The organism is Methanothermococcus sp. (genome assembly GCF_015523155.1).
Lineage (GTDB): Archaea > AGJL01 > Methanococci > Methanococcales > Methanococcaceae > Methanofervidicoccus.
The window spans coordinates 36047-55738 of record NZ_WAKW01000003.1; the positions used below are offsets into that span (position 1 = coordinate 36047).

At 34.1% G+C, this 19692-nt stretch carries 25 protein-coding genes and 1 other RNA gene; 19 read left to right on the plus strand and 7 right to left on the minus strand.

Annotated elements, in window-relative coordinates; all coding sequences use genetic code 11:
* Positions 1-72 precede the first annotated feature (72 nt).
* Positions 73-1350: a methyl coenzyme M reductase-arginine methyltransferase Mmp10 gene (mmp10, locus tag F7B34_RS00990; RefSeq protein ID WP_292459675.1), complete on the minus strand. Its 1278-nt coding sequence runs from the start codon at positions 1348-1350 to the stop codon at positions 73-75.
* Between the two features lie 338 nt (positions 1351-1688).
* Between mmp10 and mcrB the strand changes: the two genes are divergently transcribed.
* From mcrB to mtrH, 13 genes are all read left to right on the plus strand, one after another.
* Entirely contained in the window at positions 1689-3020 is a 1332-nt protein-coding gene (mcrB, locus tag F7B34_RS00995) for a coenzyme-B sulfoethylthiotransferase subunit beta (protein WP_292459584.1), read from the plus strand.
* Positions 3021-3049: 29 nt separating this feature from the next.
* The gene (mcrD, locus tag F7B34_RS01000; protein WP_292459587.1) at positions 3050-3544 is read left to right on the plus strand and encodes a methyl-coenzyme M reductase operon protein D; all 495 of its coding nucleotides are present in this window, start codon (positions 3050-3052) and stop codon (positions 3542-3544) included.
* A 26-nt stretch (positions 3545-3570) separates the two neighbouring features.
* Positions 3571-4167, plus strand: coding sequence for a methyl-coenzyme M reductase I operon protein C (gene mcrC / locus F7B34_RS01005; RefSeq protein WP_292459589.1), 597 nt, complete (start codon positions 3571-3573; stop codon positions 4165-4167).
* Positions 4168-4178: 11 nt separating this feature from the next.
* Positions 4179-4961: a coenzyme-B sulfoethylthiotransferase subunit gamma gene (gene mcrG / locus F7B34_RS01010; RefSeq protein ID WP_292459591.1), complete on the plus strand. Its 783-nt coding sequence runs from the start codon at positions 4179-4181 to the stop codon at positions 4959-4961.
* Between the two features lie 73 nt (positions 4962-5034).
* Positions 5035-6693, plus strand: a complete 1659-nt coding sequence (mcrA, locus tag F7B34_RS01015) for a coenzyme-B sulfoethylthiotransferase subunit alpha (protein ID WP_292459593.1) — start codon at positions 5035-5037, stop codon at positions 6691-6693.
* 253 nt (positions 6694-6946) lie between these two features.
* Positions 6947-7849 carry a tetrahydromethanopterin S-methyltransferase subunit E gene (gene mtrE, locus F7B34_RS01020; RefSeq protein WP_292459595.1) on the plus strand — a complete coding sequence of 301 codons (903 nt, stop codon included), beginning with the start codon at positions 6947-6949 and terminating at the stop codon, positions 7847-7849.
* Between the two features lie 31 nt (positions 7850-7880).
* Positions 7881-8588 (plus strand): tetrahydromethanopterin S-methyltransferase subunit D, encoded by a 708-nt coding sequence (gene mtrD, locus F7B34_RS01025; protein ID WP_292459597.1) that lies wholly within the window; start codon positions 7881-7883, stop codon positions 8586-8588.
* A gap of 32 nt (positions 8589-8620) precedes the next feature.
* Complete coding sequence (gene mtrC, locus F7B34_RS01030) at positions 8621-9433, plus strand: tetrahydromethanopterin S-methyltransferase subunit MtrC (RefSeq protein ID WP_292459599.1); 813 nt, start codon at positions 8621-8623, stop codon at positions 9431-9433.
* A gap of 9 nt (positions 9434-9442) precedes the next feature.
* Complete coding sequence (locus F7B34_RS01035; RefSeq protein ID WP_292459601.1) at positions 9443-9769, plus strand: tetrahydromethanopterin S-methyltransferase subunit B; 327 nt, start codon at positions 9443-9445, stop codon at positions 9767-9769.
* Positions 9770-9787: 18 nt separating this feature from the next.
* Complete coding sequence (gene mtrA, locus F7B34_RS01040) at positions 9788-10513, plus strand: tetrahydromethanopterin S-methyltransferase subunit A (RefSeq protein WP_292459603.1); 726 nt, start codon at positions 9788-9790, stop codon at positions 10511-10513.
* Between the two features lie 20 nt (positions 10514-10533).
* Positions 10534-10767, plus strand: a complete 234-nt coding sequence (gene mtrF, locus F7B34_RS01045; RefSeq protein WP_292459605.1) for a tetrahydromethanopterin S-methyltransferase subunit F — start codon at positions 10534-10536, stop codon at positions 10765-10767.
* A gap of 9 nt (positions 10768-10776) precedes the next feature.
* Positions 10777-11004, plus strand: a complete 228-nt coding sequence (gene mtrG / locus F7B34_RS01050; RefSeq protein WP_292459606.1) for a tetrahydromethanopterin S-methyltransferase subunit MtrG — start codon at positions 10777-10779, stop codon at positions 11002-11004.
* Positions 11005-11031: 27 nt separating this feature from the next.
* Positions 11032-11991, plus strand: coding sequence for a tetrahydromethanopterin S-methyltransferase subunit H (gene mtrH / locus F7B34_RS01055; RefSeq protein ID WP_292459608.1), 960 nt, complete (start codon positions 11032-11034; stop codon positions 11989-11991).
* Between the two features lie 62 nt (positions 11992-12053).
* Here mtrH and F7B34_RS01060 read toward each other — a convergent pair whose 3' ends face one another.
* Genes F7B34_RS01060 through F7B34_RS01075 form a run of 4 tightly spaced genes read right to left on the minus strand, consistent with a single transcriptional unit; the run spans position 12054 to position 14191 of the window.
* Positions 12054-12581, minus strand: a complete 528-nt coding sequence (locus tag F7B34_RS01060) for a DUF2096 domain-containing protein (protein WP_292459677.1) — start codon at positions 12579-12581, stop codon at positions 12054-12056.
* A 48-nt stretch (positions 12582-12629) separates the two neighbouring features.
* Positions 12630-12932 carry a DUF749 domain-containing protein gene (locus tag F7B34_RS01065; RefSeq protein ID WP_292459609.1) on the minus strand — a complete coding sequence of 101 codons (303 nt, stop codon included), beginning with the start codon at positions 12930-12932 and terminating at the stop codon, positions 12630-12632.
* A gap of 27 nt (positions 12933-12959) precedes the next feature.
* Positions 12960-13712, minus strand: a complete 753-nt coding sequence (locus F7B34_RS01070; RefSeq protein WP_394355305.1) for a YchF/TatD family DNA exonuclease — start codon at positions 13710-13712, stop codon at positions 12960-12962.
* A 14-nt stretch (positions 13713-13726) separates the two neighbouring features.
* Positions 13727-14191, minus strand: a complete 465-nt coding sequence (locus F7B34_RS01075) for an RNA-binding domain-containing protein (protein WP_292459611.1) — start codon at positions 14189-14191, stop codon at positions 13727-13729.
* Positions 14192-14459: 268 nt separating this feature from the next.
* Here F7B34_RS01075 and F7B34_RS01080 point away from each other — a divergent pair, with 268 nt between their 5' ends.
* The 6 genes from F7B34_RS01080 to F7B34_RS01105 all read left to right on the plus strand — a co-directional run bounded on the left by F7B34_RS01080 (position 14460) and on the right by F7B34_RS01105 (position 18469).
* A complete protein-coding gene (locus F7B34_RS01080; protein ID WP_292459613.1) occupies positions 14460-14990 on the plus strand; it encodes a pyruvate ferredoxin oxidoreductase subunit gamma in 531 nt (176 codons plus the stop codon).
* 76 nt (positions 14991-15066) lie between these two features.
* Positions 15067-15321: a pyruvate synthase subunit PorD gene (porD, locus tag F7B34_RS01085; protein ID WP_292459614.1), complete on the plus strand. Its 255-nt coding sequence runs from the start codon at positions 15067-15069 to the stop codon at positions 15319-15321.
* A 49-nt stretch (positions 15322-15370) separates the two neighbouring features.
* Entirely contained in the window at positions 15371-16534 is a 1164-nt protein-coding gene (gene porA, locus F7B34_RS01090; protein ID WP_292459615.1) for a pyruvate synthase subunit PorA, read from the plus strand.
* Between the two features lie 59 nt (positions 16535-16593).
* Positions 16594-17490: a pyruvate synthase subunit PorB gene (porB, locus tag F7B34_RS01095; protein WP_292459616.1), complete on the plus strand. Its 897-nt coding sequence runs from the start codon at positions 16594-16596 to the stop codon at positions 17488-17490.
* A gap of 21 nt (positions 17491-17511) precedes the next feature.
* Positions 17512-18027 carry a 4Fe-4S dicluster domain-containing protein gene (locus tag F7B34_RS01100; RefSeq protein WP_292459618.1) on the plus strand — a complete coding sequence of 172 codons (516 nt, stop codon included), beginning with the start codon at positions 17512-17514 and terminating at the stop codon, positions 18025-18027.
* Between the two features lie 25 nt (positions 18028-18052).
* Positions 18053-18469 carry a 4Fe-4S dicluster domain-containing protein gene (locus F7B34_RS01105; protein ID WP_292459620.1) on the plus strand — a complete coding sequence of 139 codons (417 nt, stop codon included), beginning with the start codon at positions 18053-18055 and terminating at the stop codon, positions 18467-18469.
* 46 nt (positions 18470-18515) lie between these two features.
* Here F7B34_RS01105 and F7B34_RS01110 read toward each other — a convergent pair whose 3' ends face one another.
* On the minus strand, positions 18516-19016 hold the full coding sequence (locus F7B34_RS01110) for a YfcE family phosphodiesterase (protein ID WP_292459622.1): 501 nt from the start codon (positions 19014-19016) through the stop codon (positions 18516-18518).
* Between the two features lie 232 nt (positions 19017-19248).
* Positions 19249-19564, minus strand: an RNA gene (ffs, locus tag F7B34_RS01115) — signal recognition particle sRNA.
* Positions 19565-19692: the final 128 nt, after the last annotated feature.

The window sequence follows — 19692 nt, forward strand, 5'->3', positions numbered from 1 at the left end:
ATTCTATCAATCTATAAATTTATATATTCTAATTAACTATTTAAAAAAATAAAAAATAAATTAAAAATAGAATTAAATAGGTTTTCCAAAGAAATTTATTTTTTCAATTAATTCTTCAAATGCATTTTTTTCAAATTCTAAAACCTCTTCTTTTGTCAATGTTCCGCTTACCTCTCCATCTAAAGATAACTTATCAACTCCTCTTAAAATCATCCTACCATTACCATCTCTGTTTAATATTTCTTCTGCAACCCTGTCATGAACAAACGCCATCGGAGGTATAAACACCGTATCTTTTAATTTCTTTAAATCAACAGTTTCTAAATCCTTTGCTGTAATTAAATCTGAAATATCTTTATTAACTTTAATGACATTAACTGGGGTATCCTTAAATATTTTATTTAAAAATGGATATGATATATTTCCTGTAATTATAGTAGCTTCGGATTTTATTTTATTTCTTAATTTTTTTAATAATCCATCTTCATAAGATATGGCAAATGGTGCATTTGTCAATGGGTCATAAAGTGGTGTGCCTGTAATTCTTATTTTATCTCCAAATTCTTCAAATGTTTTTTTTACAATTTCTTTAAATTCTTCAACACTATGACTTTCGATTCCATCGATAATTGGTGCATTTTCTAATATAAGTCCCTGTTCGGTTTTATTTGCAAATCTCATCAATATTACTGCATGAGCTCCCCAGTCTATTAAATCGTTAATGGTTTTTTTAAGTTCTTCACCATCATTTACGCCGGGAATTAATATAATGGCACAATGGACTTCACAGTTTTCACAGAAGTATTTTAAGCATTTTAAAGATTCCTCTGCGTTTTTGTCATTTAACCATTTTTTTCTGATTTCTGGGTTTGTGGAAAATACTGAAAATGTAACTTCATTGACACCATAATCAACAAGATTTTTGGCAATTTTAACAGATTCAAATCCTTTTCCAGATGTGTATCCAAGATGAATCTTTAAACCGATATCACCTATATATTTACAGAGAGCTTCCAAGTCAGGATAAAAGCTAACATCCCCGCCGCTTGTAATATTCACTTTATCGTAATTTTGGAAAAGTAATGCATTTTGAATTTGTTGTATTACAAAGGGTAATGGTATAAACTCCCCATTAATTTCTCTTACAGAGTATGTGCAGTAATCACAACCTATTTGAAATGTGCAGTTTTTACAGCCAAATGGTCTTGGGTTTGAATTATCCACTTTTTTAAAATAGCAAAATTTGCAGAATCCTCCACAATTCTTACCTGGCTCTCCTTTTAAATCAACCAATAGCTGAGATTTGGGTTTTAAAATGTCATTGTCCTTTTCAGAATTCTCAAAACCCATGTCAAATATATTAGGGTTATAAACTTCTGAATTAAAATTATCATTGTTCAAATTGAAAGTCATAGATGCCCTCTAATTTTTTTATTAGTATAGTGTCATTTTTTAACCTATAAATAAATTATTGTAAAAATCGTAAAGAGCATAGTATAATAAAGAATACTTAAAAAGAAATAAATTAAGTTAAAATACTAAATTTAAATATACAAATAATTTTTTCTAGCATTACCAATTTAAAAAATCTACTATATATATTTTTCGATTTGAATCCAATGGAAAAACGAATATATAAATAAAAATATAGGAGGTTATGCATATATCAAATAATAGGAGTGGTTCCTATGGTAAAGTATGAAGATAAAATAAATTTGTATGATGCGAAAGGTAATCTTGCAGCAGAAAGTGTGCCATTGGAGGCTATAAGCCCGTTGTACAACCCAGTTATAAAAGAGATAGTAAAGGATGTTAAAAGAACAGTAGCAGTTAACTTAGCAGGTATAGAAAACAGCTTGAAAACCGGAGCTCTTGGAGGTAAAGGTTGTAAAATCCCAGGAAGAACCTTGGATTTACCAATAGTTGAAAATGCTGACACTATTATGGAAGAAGTTGAAAAAATATTAAGAATTTCACCAGATGATGATACAAACATTAAAACAATTAACGGTGGAAAGCAGGCAGTTGTTCAGTTGCCATCTAGAAGATTAGAAGTAGCAGCAGAATATTCAGTATCCATGTTAAACACAGCAATGGCTTTGAAAGAGGCCATTATTAAAACATTTGACGTAGATATGTTTGAAGGTTCAACAGTGCATGCAGCAATTATTGGAAGATATCCACAAGTAATGGATTACATGGGAGGAAATATAGCTTCATTATTGGGTGCTCCTTCAAACATGGAAGGTTTAGGTTATGCATTGAGAAACATTATGGTAAACCACTATGTGGCTACAACAAAGAAAAACATCATGAACGCTGTTGCATTTGCGTCAATCATGGAACAAACAGCCATGTTTGAAATGGGTGATGCAGTAGGGGCATTTGAAAGAATGCACTTGTTAGGTCTTGCATACCAGGGTTTAAACGCAGACAACCTTGTAATTGACCTCGTAAAAGCAAACGGTAAAGGAACAGTTGGTACAGTTGTTGCTTCATTAGTTGAAAGGGCTCTTGAAGACAAAGTAATTGTGGAAGATAAGACACTAGATTCAGGATTTAAAATGTACAAACCAGTTGATGTTGCTATGTGGAATGCTTATGCAGCAGCAGGTTTAGTTGCAGCATCTATTGTAAATTGTGGTGCAGCAAGAGCTGCTCAAAACGTTGCTTCAACAATTTTATACTACAACGATATATTGGAATATGAAACTGGTTTGCCTGGTGTTGATTTCGGTAGAGCAGAAGGTACAGCAGTAGGATTTAGTTTCTTCTCACATTCAATCTATGGTGGTGGAGGTCCAGGTATCTTCACAGGAAATCACATAGTTACAAGACATTCCAAGGGATTCGCTATACCGCCAGTATGTGCTGCATTATGTGTGGATGCTGGAACTCAGATGTTTTCACCTGAAAAAACATCAGCATTGGTAGGTGCAGTATATGGGGCTATTGATGAGTTTAGAGAACCATTAAAACATGTAATTGAAGGGGCTCTTGAAATAAAAGATAAACTATAAAATTAATTATAATGTTATAGGTAATTAAAATGATAGAAATAGAAGTCTTCCCCCATAGGTATTTAAAGGCTAAAACCACTGAAAAATTTCTTAATGAAGCTTATTCCTTAAATACTGTGGAAAGAGTTATAATACACGGTGAACCTTTGCCAAAAACCATATATTACGGTCCTGCAAGAGGAACGCCTGTGAATCATCCTGAAAGGAAGGAAATTAATGTTCATGGGGTTCCTGTTGAACTTACAGTAATGGCAGGAAGGTTCTGGATAACATTAAAGGATGATAGTGAATTGGATAAAATTGAGGAAATATGTAAATCACTATTTCCATATGGATACAATATAAAAGTGGGTAAATTTACCAAAAATAAAGCAACTGTATCAGATTATATAAAATACGGTGAAAAATTGGTAAATATGATGGATAAAACCATGATAGGTTTGACAGACCCCAGAAGTAAATATAAATCCTCAGTAAAAATTATTCCAAAAGATAAAAAAGAAGAAAACAATTGTAAAAATTAAAAAAATTAAATAAATAGAGTGATTTCATGCCAGTTGGTAGAAGAGAGCAGATTGTAGATTGCAGGTCCGTAATGGGATTGGGCGAAGGGGGTGGATTAGCTCAGAGAGGAACCTTTGCAGAAGGTTTGAAAAATGATGTTGTAGTTGTAGCTATGTCCCCTGGAAGGAGGCATATCACAAAACCAGTTTGTGAAATTACCTATGGTATAAGGGAAGCAGGAATCCAAACAAGTGTTCTTGTATTGGATGCAGGCAGTGGTGTTCCTCATGATGCCCCTCATGGAAGTCTTGGTTCAACATTTGGATTAAAACCAAAAGAAGCCGAGCAGGTAAATAGGCATAAACTTTGTGTTATCCATTTTGGAAATGTTAAAAGTCATATTGTATATAAAGCAAGATTATTTTTAAGGCATGTTAAAATACCAACAATAATTGTTTGCCAAACTCCCATTGATATGGAAGATTTCGCTAAAATAGGTGTTAAAACTAGAGATGTTATGCCTATTGAACCTAAAACTGAAGGTATGATTGTAGATATAATTACAGGAGTTATTAGGGGTGAATCAGCCCCACAAACTAAAATTGATGAAGTAATTGAAAAAATCAAGAAGCATTTAACTTAAGAGGTGATTTTATGGCATATAAACCTCAATATTACCCTGGTGCAACAAAAATTGCACAGAACAGAAGAAATCATATGAATCCAGAAGTTGAATTGGAAAAATTAAGGGAAATTCCAGATGATGAAGTTGTAAAAATTATGGGACACAGACAACCTGGTGAAGACTATAAAACAGTTCATCCTCCATTGGAGGAAATGGACTTGCCAGAAGATTATGTAAGGGACTTAGTTGAACCTATTACGGGAGCTAAGGAAGGACACAGGATTAGGTACATTCAGTTTGCAGATTCAATGTATTACGCACCTGCTCAGCCATACGATAGGGCAAGAACATACATGTGGAGATTTAGAGGTGTAGATACTGGAACACTCTCAGGAAGACAAGTTATTGAAATGAGAGAAAGTAATCTTGAAGAAATCTCAAAGAACTTCTGTATTGATACATCATTCTTTGACCCTGCAAGAAATGGTATGAGAGGAGCAACCGTTCACGGACACTCATTAAGATTGGATGAAAATGGGTTAATGTTCGATGCCCTCCAAAGATATGTTTATGATGAAAAAACTGGTCATGTATTATATGTAAAAGACCAGGTTGGAAGACCATTGGATGAACCTGTTGATGTTGGAGAACCATTACCAGAAGAAAAATTGGTAGAAATTACAACAATATATAGAAAAGATGGAGTTCCAATGAGAGATGACAAAGAGCTCCTAACAGTAGTTAAGAAAATCCACAGGGCAAGAACATTAGGTGGATTCATGCCTACTGAGAAGATATTCGAAGGATTATAATTAAAATAAATTTCTCCTAAATTAACTATTTAATTTAATTAATTACCTCTATAAACTTTTGAGGTGAATATTTATGGAAGCTGAAAAGAAATTGTTCTTAAAAGCATTGAAAGAAAAATTTGAAGAAGACCCAAAAGAAAAATATACAAAATTCTACACCTTTGGTGGATGGAGACAGTCAAAGAGAAAAACAGAATTTGTTGAAGCAGCAAAAAAACTCGCTGAGAAAAGAGGCGGAATTCCTGGATACAACCCAGATATTGGGGTTCCATTAGGACAGAGAAAATTAATGCCTTACAAACTCTCAAACACGGACAGCATTGTAGAAGGAGATGATTTACACTTCATGAACAACGCTGCTATCCAGCAAATGTGGGATGATATCAGAAGAACAGTTATTGTAGGTATGGATACGGCACACGCTGTTCTTGAAAAAAGACTTGGTGTGGAGGTTACACCTGAAACAATTAACGAATATATGGAAACAATTAACCACGCACTGCCAGGAGGTGCCGTTGTTCAGGAACACATGGTTGAGGTAGATCCTGCATTAGCATGGGATTCATACGCTAAGATATTCACAGGAGACGATGAATTAGCAGATGAGCTCGACAAAAGAGTATTAATTGACATTAACAAATTATTTCCAGAAGAACAGGCAGAACAATTAAAAGCTGCTATTGGTAAAAGAACTTACCAGGTATCAAGAGTTCCTACATTGGTAGGTAGAGTATGTGATGGAGGTACCATAGCTAGATGGTCTGCTATGCAGATTGGAATGTCATTTATTACAGCATACAAACTCTGTGCTGGGGAAGCTGCAATAGCTGACTTCTCATACGCTGCAAAACACGCTGATGTTGTTGGAATGGGTACAGCACTTCCAGCAAGAAGGTCAAGAGGGGCAAATGAACCAGGAGGTATTCCATTCGGTGTATTGGCAGATGTAGTCCAAACAACAAGAGTAAGCGATGACCCAGTTGAGCAGTCCTTAGAGGTAGTAGCCATGGGCTGTATGTTATATGACCAGATATGGCTCGGTTCCTACATGTCTGGCGGTGTAGGGTTTACCCAGTATGCAAGTGCAACCTATACCGATGATATATTGGATGATTTCTCCTACTATGGATATGACTATGTAGAGAAGAAATACGGAATAAACGGCACAAAACCAACAATGGATGTTGTAGAGGATATTGCAACAGAAGTTACGCTCTACTCATTGGAACAGTATGATGAGTTCCCAGCATTGTTGGAAGACCACTTTGGAGGTTCTCAAAGGGCAGGAGTTACAGCGGCGGCATCAGGTATTTCAGTATGTATGGCAACAGGAAACTCAAATGCTGGAGTTAATGGATGGTATTTAAGCCAGATATTACACAAAGAATACCACAGCAGATTAGGATTCTACGGATACGACTTGCAAGACCAATGTGGTGCTTCAAACTCACTTTCAATTAGAAATGATGAATCATCACCATTGGAATTGAGGGGTCCAAACTATCCAAACTATGCAATGAACGTAGGTCACCAGGGAGAATATGCAGGTATTGCTCAGGCAGCTCACTCAGCAAGAAGAGATGCATTTGCAACAAACCCATTAATTAAGATTGCATTTGCGGACCCATCATTAGTATTCGACTTCGCACACCCAAGAAAAGAATGTGCAAGAGGGGCTCTAAGAGAATTTGAACCAGCAGGAGAAAGAGATCCAATTATACCTGCACACTAAAAAGAATAATATTCCCTAAGGAAACTTTTAATGTTTCCTTTTATTCTTTCTTATTACTTTATAATATATGGCTAAATATTCTATTTTAATTATTTATGTTATTGTTATTTTTTGTAATTAAAGAATGCTTTATTAAAAATAAACAATATTTGCCGTATTTTAATGAAATCAAATAGAAAATAATATATATTATCACAAATAAACTATATATTTATGAATAAAACAAAATTAGTGTAGTATACGAGGTGAAATAATGGACCCAACATTGCTAGCCCTTGGAGCATTGGCATTCGCCGGTGCTTCAGCTACTGTGGCAGGATGTGCAGAAGATTTGGAATCTGATGTAGGTTCTCAATCAAACCCTAACTCTCAGGTTCAGTTAGGACCTCAGATGGGCAATATACACAGATACTTTAACAAAGCTATATCTGGGGAACCAGTAGCATATGGTTTATATGTTGCGGTGGCAGGTTTAATTGCATGGGCTTTAATGAATACAGGACTTAATGTTTTGTTGGCAATTGTTATTGGTGCAGGTGTTGCAGCAATTGTTCATGGCGCTTATGCCGTAAGTGCATATCTTGGAAGAATTGTAGGCCAGTCTAAAAACTTTGGTCAGCCAGTATATATGGATGTGATTATGACTCATATAGGTCCTATTGTAGGACATGGTTTTATTGCAGTATTTTGCATGTTGTTAGCTGCATATTTGGCAGGTACAGCATTGGGAAATCCATTTCCATTACCTTTAATTGCATTGATATTCGGTATTACTGTAGGTTCTATTGGTTCATCAACAGGGGACGTTCATTACGGTGCTGAAAGAGAATATCAAAAATATCCATTCGGTGGAGGTATTCCTGTTGCAAACCAAGGGGATATCGACATTAAAGCAGAAACTGGTATTAGAAACGGTATGGATTCATCTTATTTTTGTTCTAGATTAGGTGGACCATTAACTGGCCTATGTTTTGGTCTTATAGTATTCTTGGATGGATGGAGAGGAATTATTGGAAGTATTCTTGGTGGAGATTTGATTACAAAGTCAGCAATAGCTATTGTTGTAGGGATTATAATTGTTGCAATTGCAGCATATATTAACAGAGTAATAGAAGTATATGCCAGAAACAAATATGGTCCATATACAAATAGATAATAAGATTAAGAAATAAATTTGGTGATAAACTATGGATGCTGTAAGTTTAATACTGCCTCTTGCAGAGATTACAGTTGCAGGTGCCATAATTAATGCAAGTGTTCATTTTATTCCAGTGGGTGGAGCTCCCGCAGCTATGGCTACATCAACAGGTGTGGGGACAGGAACTACCCAGTTGGCAGCAGGTGCTGGATTTACAGGATTAATGGCTGCTGCGGTAATGGCTGCTCAAAAAGGTATTAATTTAATGAACCCGGCACATTTGGCGATTATTCTATTATCTGGAGCAGTAGGTTCTATGATTATGCTGGGTTTAACAATGTTAATTGGTCAGTTGATTTATGTATTTGGTGTTGGTGTAGTTCCAGCAGCAGATAAGTGTGATAAAGACCCATTTACAGGGGATTATCAAAAATCATACATCACTCCGGGGACCACGGGTCATGCCATACCTACTGTATGTTTTATAAGTGGTTTAATTGGTGCAGCACTTGGAGGTATCGGTGGAGGTCTTGCATATATAGCATTTAAACAGTTAGGATTTGATTCAGGTATTGCAGGAATAGTGGCTATTGGTTTCTTCTTCATGAATGCTGTTCTTGCATCATACAATATTGGAGGAACAATAGAAGGATTCCACGATCCAAAATTCAAGAAGATACCAAATGGAATTATAGCATCATTTGTAGCTTCATTAGTGGCAGGAGCTATTATAACGGGAATGTCCCTTGGAATTTAATTATAATAATATTAAATAGATGAGGTGTTATTATGAGTCATGGTGGTGGAGGACATGCAGCAGAACTTTATCCAGAAAATCAAATTTTAATAGTTGGTGTAGTCCTTTCAATTGTTGGAATGTATATTGCACAATTTATCCCTCAATTAGCCATGCTTGTTGGAGGGCTTTTAACAGTTGCAGCTACTGTGGCAGGTGCAAACACTACAAGAAGAGTGGCAGCTTATGGACTCGGGACTGGTGTTCCATCCATCGGTATGTTAAGTTTAGGTATGGGAACAGTGGCAGCGCTATCTGGCGTATTATTGGCCAATGGCATGGTTACCCAATATGGGTTTTCAAATGTTGTGTTGTATCTTATACCAATATTTGTGGCAGTAATTGCAATAGTTTTAGGATTTATTGTAGGAAAATTAACTGTAAAGCCTATTGGTATGAAGATACCAATCATGGTTGAAAGTATGACAAAGTTGGCTCTTATGGGAGCTTTGTCAATTATGGGATTTTGTGTGGCTTTCGCAGGTGGATTTTTGCCAAATGTAGTTATCCCTGGAGCAGTGAATAATGGTATTATAGGCTTAGCATTTATTGCAGCAGGTATGGCTATATTGCATCCATTTAATGCATGTTTGGGTCCAAATGAGAGCCATAAAAGAACATTATTATTGGCAGTAGCATGTGGATTATTAACATGGTTTATATTCTCGGTAGCTAGTTTAGATGTAGTATCTATTATAGTTTCAGCTGTGCTATGGGCAATAGTATATAGATTATTTGTAAAACAATCATTAAACGATGCCTGCGATGTATTGTATATCCCAGAATTACCTAAGAAGGAAATGTAAGGTGGTAAGATGGAAATAATAAAAGTATGTCCTGAAATTGGAGTAGTTATGGATGTAGATTCAGGACTTATTGCTGAAATGAGAAAAGATGTTATTTCTGTGGATTTAACCCCAGTTGAGGAAGAAATAAATAAATTAGAAAAATTGGCAAAGGCATTTGAAAATTCTCTTGATCCAAGATATGCTCCATTAAAAGCGTATCCTGGGAGAGAAGGAACTTATGAAATTGCAGGTCTATTCCAAGGAATGTTCTTTGGTTTTTGGATAGCATTGGCAATTCTTGTATTGGTTGTTATATTGGTTATTAAAATAAATCCTGGTTTAATAGGATTATAAGTTTGGAGGTGCTAATACATGGCAGATAAAAAAGCCCCTGCATCAGGATGGCCAATTGTAAGTGGTGAGTATGTTGTGGGAAATCCTGAAAGCTGTGTTGGAGTAGTAACATTGGGTTCCCACGGAATAGATGAAGCTGCTATTGAAGCAGGAGCCGCTATTTCAGGTCCTTGTCACACAGAAAATCTTGGGATTGAAAAAGTTGTAGCAAACTATATATCAAATCCAAATATTAGATTTATGGTATTGTGCGGTTCTGAGGTTCAGGGACATATTACAGGACAATGCTTTAAAGCATTATATGAAAATGGAATTGGAGATGATGGAGGAATCATCGGAGCTAAGGGAGCTATACCATTCTTGGAAAACGCAGGCAAAGATGCTATTGAAAGATTTCAAAGGCAAATTGTAGAAGTTGTGGATTTAATCGATGTGGAAGATATAGGTAAAATAACACAGGCTATTAAGGACTGTATTTCAAAAGACCCCGGTGCTATCGATGAAGAACCTATGGTGCTTGATTTAGAAGGTGGTGCTGGAGGTTCAGAAGAGGAAGGAGGTACAGCTTTAAAACCATATTCCCCAGAATTGGCGTTATTGGAATCAAAAATGGGAATAATTTCTGAAAAAATAAACGATGCTGCATTGGTTGCAAAGTTTAACTCAGGGTATTACAATGGGAAAATTCAAGGCATAGCAATAGGTATATTTTTGTCCTTGCTTATCTTCTCACTTGTATTCTAGTTTAGGTTGGAGGTGCTAATATGACAAATGGTGAGGAAGGTTCTTCAATTAAAGGTATTCCAACAGTTTCAAATCCAGATATGGAAGCCATTAGAACCCTTACAAATAATTTGGATTATAAGGTAGGTATAATTACAAGAGATTTAGGATTATCCTCAGGTTTAAATTCAAAGGCACTGTTAGGTGTTGCATGTGGAGCAATATTTGCAATAGTAATGGTAGGAATACCAATTGTATTAAAATTCTTTTATTAAGGTGATGTTATGAGTGATGTACCGATAGTAATTACGCCGCCAGACGACTTTAAAAAATTAAGAAAAAAATTGGATAATATAAATGAAACCGTAGAGAATACAAATGCCGAAGTAATACAAAGATTAGGTAAAAAAACAGGTAGAGATGTAGGTATTGTCTATGGATTTATGATAGGGTTTATAATTATGATGGTAGTTGCAAAAATATTACCAATATTTCAATATTACCTAAAATAAAATAAAGGATAAATGAGGTGGTTATAAATGTTCAAATTTGATAAGGAACAGATGGTAATCGAAATTGCAGGTAGAAAATTTGGTGGTCAGCCAGGTGAATATCCAACAGGTTTATCAGGAACTATATTCTACGCAAGACATAAAATCGTTGAAGATGAAAAAAAAGGTATTTTCGATAAAGCAGCTGCGGAAGATTTGATAAATAATCAGGCAGAAATGGAAGATATCACAGGAAACCCCGCACTTGTTCAGGTGTTTGGTGGGAATCCCGAAGCATTGACAAAATATATAGACTTCGTTGCTGAGGTATGGGATGGACCAATGTTATTGGACTCCACATCAGGAGAAGCAAGAATGGCAGCAGCAAAAAGGGCAACAGAAGCAGGTTATGCTAATCAATGTGTTTATAACTCTATCAATGTTTCAATTGATGAGGCAGAATTCCAAAACTTAGTAGAAAGTGATTTAGAGGCATCAATTGTTTTATGTTTTGACCCTATGGACCCATCAGTTGAAGGTAAATTGAATGTTTTATTAAATGGTGGTAAAACAGCAGATACAGGTATGTTGGAATTAGCTGAAAAAGCAGGAATTAAATACCCATTAATAGATGTTGCTGTTACACCATTGGGTAATGGTGCAGGTTCTGCTGTAAGAGCATCATTTGCTGTTAAGGCAAAATTAGGTATGCCAGTAGGAAGCGGTATTCACAACATTCCATCTGCATGGGATTGGTTGAGAGAATTCAGAAAAGGATTAAGGGAAAAAGGTGAAACTCAACTCTCAAAAGATGTTCATCATGTTTGTGATATTGGGGCAAATATAATTCAAACCATGGCTGCTGCTGATTTTGTTTTATATGGTCCTATCGATAATTCAAGACTGGCATTTCCAGCAGTGGCAATGACCGATGCAGTAATTGCAGAAGCTGCAAAAGAAATGGGAACAACGCCAATAGAGAACCATCCATTTAACAAATTGCTGTAAATTATATATTATTTATTTCATTTAATTTTCTAATTTTTTGACAGGATGTTTTTTATATATATTTAATACTTCCAAATTATAGAAAAATCCTTCAATGCGTTTTTTACTTTATCCTTATTACCTTCAATTATAATGGTATTATCCAATTCTTTACTGAATTCAAAAATAACACCATACCATTCACTTAAATCACCCAATATTTCAGTTTGAAGTTCTTTATTTAATTTTATTCTTATAGATTCTATATTTTTTCTCTTTTTAACTTCTGTGTCGAAGGTGGTTTTTTTAAGTGGGAAAACTACATCAAGTTCATTCCTTATAGCCTTAGCCATTTTATCCAAATATTCTTTGGCGAGCTCATCATCACAAAGCCCAAAAAGTATCATCTGCACTTTTGAAATCTCTTTTTCAGCATCCCTCAAAACCTCAAAGGATGAATGGTCATCTAATAAATAAAATGTAATTATATTATTTGCCAATCTTAATCTGAAAAAAGCTTCTTCTGGAACCATTTTTCCTTTACGGACTAATATAGATGCGAGCTCCGCTAAAACTACCCACTGTTTATCTATTCCTCCTGCATTTTTCATATTACTGTTTTCCATAATATCACTTTATAAAAATATTATAATTTTTTTCTATTTTTCCATTTTTTCGATATATCTATTTAGTATTTCTTCTGAATCATGATTTAGTTTTGTACCTATTTTTTTTAATTTTGTTTTAATATATTCTATACTTTCCTTACCATCTATAAAAAAAGCCTGATAACTTGTGGTTCCAGATATATTAAGTATTGCTACAATATCATTGTTTTTCAGGTCTCTTTTATCAATATTCGCCCTCATTTTTATAAAATCTGACATTTCACTTTTTAACCCCTCTTCAACGCTTATTATACTTATTAATTTTGCTGTAAATGTATTTGCATCGCATTCCATAACATCACCATTATTAATTATTTTAAATTAAATATTGAATAATTTTTTCGTGTTATTGTATATAATATTAACAATCTCATCATAGTTGTAGGTTCCATCATTCTTTTTTATATCGTATATCTTTTCTACAACTTTTATTACATTTATTGGCTGGTTTTTTTCTCCCTTCACAGGAGATAAATATGGGCTATCCGTTTCAACCACAATATTTTCCAAGTCCAAATTTTTCACAAGTTCTTGATGATGATTGGAAAAACAAACAAGTGTGGATATGGAGATGTAATGATCGTCATCAATTAGTTCCTTTGCCAGCTCGACATCACCACTATAACAGTGAAACATGGATATTACTCGGTTATTTATTAAATTGTAACATTCCCTTTCAAGACCTCTGCCGTGAATTATTACAGGTTTGTTTAATTCCTTGGCTAAATTTACAAATTTATCAAATATTTCCTTTTGACGATTTATATTTTGGACATTTACATCAAGCCCTATTTCACCAACCCCTAAAATTTCTTTTTCATGCTCTTTTATTAAATTATATACTTTATCTACCACCTTATCATCTGCCCGCACATTGCCTGGATGAAAACCAAGGGTTAGATATATATTATATTCTTTTTTAAATCCCAACGCCCTTCTACACCCTCCGAAACTTGCACCACTAGTTATCATCTCCACATTGTTGTTTTTTGCGAGCTCTATAATTTCGCTTCTATTTTTGTTAAATCCTTTATCTTCAATATGACAGTGGGCATCGATATATTTAGGTTTCACTTTTTTCACCAAAATTATTTTTCTAGTTCTTTTAGCATGAGTTCTTTTACCTTTTGTTCTTTATTTTTTGGAACATAAATTTTGAAATTTATAATTATTCTTATAATGTCATCGCCATCTACTAGTTTGCACTCTTTAAGATATGCCCTTTGCTTATCAAATCTTAAATAAATTTTGCTTTTTTCAATTCTTAAATCAATATCCTTTTTTAATTTAGTGATATTTTTCCCATTAGATTTCATAAGTTGCATAATGTGATTAAATACTTTTTTAGCCATTTTGCTTTTATCTATTGTAATTTTATGGATAAAAATTGGATTTCCAAAACATCCCTCGGAATTTATCGTTTCAACCTCTAAATTTTCTTCATCAATATTTTCTGGTAAAAAATAGGCTATTGCTTCCAAAACTTTATCTTCATCCTCTGTGGCATGAGAAATTGAAGAGATAGATACACTATTTATTTCAATATTTTTCATATTCCACCTTTAATTTAATTTATCTTTTTTAATTAAAATATTACTATATTAAAAGATTATTATGTAATAGGTAATTTTTTTATTTTATATATATTTTTTTAATATTATTTATATAAATGTGTAATATCTTTACGACATGTGTCGTATAATAAAAAGATTTATATAATATAGTTTATAATGATTAATAATGATGGTTAAAACTTTAATTAAAAATAATTTAATTAAAAATAATAATGATATTTAATTAATTATTATATGAGGTGAAGTAATGATTGAAATTAGATTTCATGGAAGGGGCGGTCAAGGAGCAGTTACTGCCGCTCAAATTTTAGCAAAAGCTGCTTTTTATGATGGTAAGTTTTCCCAAGCTTTTCCGTTTTTCGGTGTTGAAAGACGGGGAGCTCCTGTTATGGCTTTTACAAGAATTGATGATAAGAAAATAAGGTTGAGGAGTCAAATATATGAGCCTGATTATGTTGTAGTTCAAGACCCAACACTTTTAGATACCATTGATGTTACGAGTGGTTTGAAAAAAGGTGGAAAAATTGTAATAAACACGAATAAGGACATAAAATTGGAAGGTTATGATACCTATACAATTGATGCAACAGATGTGGCTCTTGAAGTGTTGGGGCTCCCTATTGTGAATACTGTTATATTGGGAGCATTTACTGGAGTTACGGGAGAAGTTACCATTGACTCACTTAAAAAGGCAATTATGGATACATTCCCAAAAAAACTCGGAGAAAAAAATGCAAAAGCTGCGGAAGTTGCATATAATATGATTAAAGAAGAATAAACATTATCTCCATATATTCTAAATATCTAAAAGATGTAATTAGTAAAAAAAGATTAAAATTATGTAAGGTGATGGAATGGTTACTGTTGGAACCATAATATACGAACCAGGAAATTCTACTAATAAAACAGGTAGTTGGAGGGTATTCAAGCCAATTATGGATAAAGATAAATGCGTAATGTGTGAAAACTGCTTTATATTTTGTCCAGAAGGATGTATTAAGGAAAAAGATGGGAAATTTGAGATAGATTATGATTACTGTAAGGGTTGCCTTATATGTGTAAATGAATGTCCTGTTAAAGCCATAAGTAGTATAAGAGAAGAAAAATAAACTAAATATTTGCTTATTTATTAAATATAGAAGAGAAGGTGGATAGATTATGAGTAAAGTTAAAATTATCACTGGAACATCTGCTGCTGCGGAAGCTGCAAGGTTATGTGATGTAGATGTTATTTCAGCTTATCCGATAACTCCTCAGACAACATGTGTGGAAAAATTGGCAGAGTTTGTTGCAAATGGAGAGTTGGATGCAGAATTTATTAAGGTAGAAAGTGAGCACTCAGCAATAAGTGCATGTATTGGGGCAAGTGCAACAGGTGCAAGAACTTTCACTGCAACATCATCTCAGGGATTGGCGTTAATGCATGAGGTATTGTTTATAGCATCAGGTATGAGATTGCCAATAGTTATGATGAATGCAAATAGGGCATTATCTGCTCCAATAAACATTTGGAATGACCAGCAGGATAGTATATCTCAGAGAGATACGGGATGGATTCAGATATATGCTGCGGATAACCAAGAAACATTGGATTCAATAATTCAGGCATTCAAAATTGCAGAGAATGAGAAGGTATTATTACCAGTTATGGTTAATTTAGACGGGTTTATACTTACCCATACAGTTGAACCTGTGGAATTACCTGATGAAGAAGAAGTAAGGGATTTCGTAGGTATTTATGAACCCAAACATGCATATTTAGACCCAGATAGACCAATAACCCAAGGACCTGTGGGTGTTCCAAGTTGCTATATGGAATCTAAATATAATGTCCAAAATGCAATGAATAATGCTGAAAAAGTTATAATGGATGTTAATGAAGAATTTGCAAAGAAATTTGGAAGAAAATACGGAAATGGATTAATAGAAACATACAACATAGAAAATGCAGAAACTGTGCTTGTTGCCATGGGGTCAGTTTGTGGAACAATTAAAGAAGTTATTGATGATTTAAAACAGGAAGGAAAAGAATATGGTCTTTTAAGAATAAGGACATACAGACCATTGCCAATAAACCACATAAGGGAGGCATTAAAGAATGCTAAAAATATTGCCATCCTTGATAAGGATATAACCTTTGGAATGAATAAAGGTGCAGTATATACTGACTTAGCTGGTTTTTTAAAGGATAAAAAAACTACAAACTATATTGTTGGATTGGGTGGAAGAGATATAAGACAGGATGATATCAAAGAAATCATGAAACATGCTGAAAAGGCAGAGGATGGAGAAACCAAATGGATGGGATTAAAAGAACAATAAATAAAAAATAAAAAATAAAATAATTTAAAAATAATATATTATAAAATTTGGTGATAGAAATGACTGAAAAACAATTTCCAAGAGAGGAATATTTAGCTTCTGGTCATAGAGGTTGTGCTGGGTGTGGAGCAGCAATTATCGTTAGGCAGGCATTAAAAGCTGCTGGAAAAGATACAATAGTAGTAAATGCCACAGGATGTTTAGAGGTTATGACCACACCATATCCTGAAACAGCTTGGAGAGTTCCATGGATACATGTTGCTTTTGAAAATGCCGCAGCAGCTGCAAGTGGCGTAGAAAGAGCGATAAAGGTTTTACAGAGAAAGAGAAAAAAATATGCCAATAAAAAAATAAATGTAATAGCATTTGGTGGAGATGGAGGAACAGCAGACATTGGTTTCCAGGCATTAAGTGGTGCTATGGAAAGAGGGCACAACATGCTATATATAATGTATGACAACGAGGCATACATGAATACAGGTATTCAAAGAAGTAGTTCTACACCATTACTTGCATCAACAACAACTTCTCCTGTGGGCACTGTCATAAAAGGGGAAGATAGGCCTAAAAAGGACATGGCCATGATTATAGCTGCACATGGTGTTCCTTATGTTGCTACAGCATGTTTGAGCTATCCTGAGGATTTCATGAATAAGGTTAAAAAAGCATGTGAAATAGAAGGTCCAGCATTTATTCATGCACTTCAACCCTGCACTACTGGATGGAAATATGACCCGAAATATACTGTAAAAATAGGAAGATTGGCAGTAGAAACTGGTGTATTTCCACTTTATGAAATTAAAAATGGGGAATTTAAAATAACTTATAGACCTTTAAAAAGAAAGCCACTGAATGAATATGTAAAACTTCAGAAGAGATATAGACATTTAACAGATAAAGACATTGAAATGTTGCAAAAATACATAGATGAAAGATGCAAATTGTTGGGGTTATAAATATATACTTAGGTGTTTATCATGAAAAAAATAGTGATGATTAATGATAAATGTGATAACTGTGGAGATTGTGTTAGGGCATGCATGGAACTTCATGGAATAAGTAGAATAGGTATATTGGAACATGAGGATAGATATTTGCCCGTAGTATGTCAGCATTGTGCATCGGCACCTTGTAAAGAAGTATGTCCTGTTGAGGCTATTGAAAATAAGGATGGTGTTATTTACTTAGATGAATCTAAATGTATAGGTTGTGGATTGTGTGCAATGGCTTGTCCGTTTGGTGCTATTTCTATGACCAATGTAGCCCATAAGTGTTCGTTATGTATAGAGCAGAATGATAAAGAATGTGCCTGTGTTAAAGCATGTTCTAAGAGATGTTTGGAGGTTATGGATATAAACAATATTATATTTGATAGAAGAACTAAAAATCTCGAAAATATATCCAAATTATACACAAAATCAGATAGGAAAGAGGATTCAAACATACTGTCAAAAATAACGAGCTCGGCAAAAATAGGTAATCCACTAAATTAATGTATATGATATTTTTGGTGAAATTATGAAACTAATGCCCAATGTAAAACTCTGTGTAAGTTGTGGTAGATGTGAGAGGATATGTCCTTTAAACGGTATTTTCGTAGTGGATGGGATTCCCTTAAAATGTATGCATTGTGAAGATGCTCCATGTATGAAAGCATGTCCTGAAAATGCATTAATTCGTTTAAATGATAAAGTAGTAGTTGATAAAAAGAAATGTATAGGTTGTGGAATTTGCATTGAGGCTTGTCCATTTGGAGCTATTAGAATGGATTACAATACAAAAACAATATTTAAATGCAATGGAGGTGCCAAAAAAGAGGTAGAATTATGCAAGATGGTATGTCCAACAGGAGCTCTTGATTACAGTGAAAACACAATAGAAAATAAACAAAAAGAGCTCATATCAAAACTTAAAAAAATATATTCTTACATTTAATATTAATTTATATTAATTTCATCCCTATTCTGCCTTTTATCCTATTTTATTTTTGAAGTGGAATTAAATTAGGTTTTATTAGGTTATTTTTAATTTCAATTTTCATAATGGTTTTAAGTGGAAATCTTGGAACTGTTGGGCTTCCGGGATTTAATAAAAGGATTTTTTTGTTTAATTCAGGTATTTCTATTTCTTTTATAAGTGGAATATGAGTATGCCCAGATATAAGAACATCCAAATCTTTTTCTAAGCTGTAATATTTCATCTTTAATAAATCCTCTCTGGGATAAATTATATCTCCGTGGATAATGCCTATTTTAAAGTTTTTAATGTTCAAAACTTTCTCCCTTGGAAGTTCGAGATAGTCCATATTTCCCTTAACTGCCATTACTTCCCCTATATCAGCTAATTCATCTAAAATAGATTTTGACGTTAGGTCTCCACAATGTATGATTAAATCTACATTCGAAAACTCATTATAAACTTCCTTTGGTATTTTATCTGCTCTATCACCGATGTGAGTGTCTGAAATAACTCCTACAATCAATTTATCACCTGCCACTTTTAAAACCAATAATCCTATAATCAATAATATGGTTGAAAATATAAAATAAATTTTGGATATATATAATGGTTAATAATAAAATAATAAAAATAAAATACTTACAAAATATATTCTTGGAAAATGTAAAAAAGCGTAATATCCATTATCTGCTGAATAGACTGCTTAAATCGATGATGATAGAACAATACAAAAAAAGCAAAAATTCTTTTAATAAAAAGTGGCTTCCTTGGGGTGGATATAAGCTCCTCCTGCCCATCTACCCCAAGTTCTGCTCGATTCCGCTACCCTGTGAGCGTCGGTGTCCCACCTACCGCTGCTCCCTTCCGGGCCTGACGGGGTTCGGTGGATTAAGGAGGTTTGCCCACTCCCTACAGAGTGGGTCCCTCCACCGCCTTACCCCACAGGACGAAATGTCAACACAGAACTTGGGAATGAGCAGGAAGATGCTCATACCGCCCCCAAGTTTTCGGCTCCCGCATGAGACGATTTCGGGTTACAGGGGACGCCTAACCCCCCAGCCTAGCCAATCTATTTATTTATACTTAATGTATATATACTTTTCTGTTATTTAATACCTTTTAAATTTAATAAAAAATGTTAAATTTGATAAAAAGGAAAATATAAATATATGGTAATACAAAATGTTTTATATCTATTT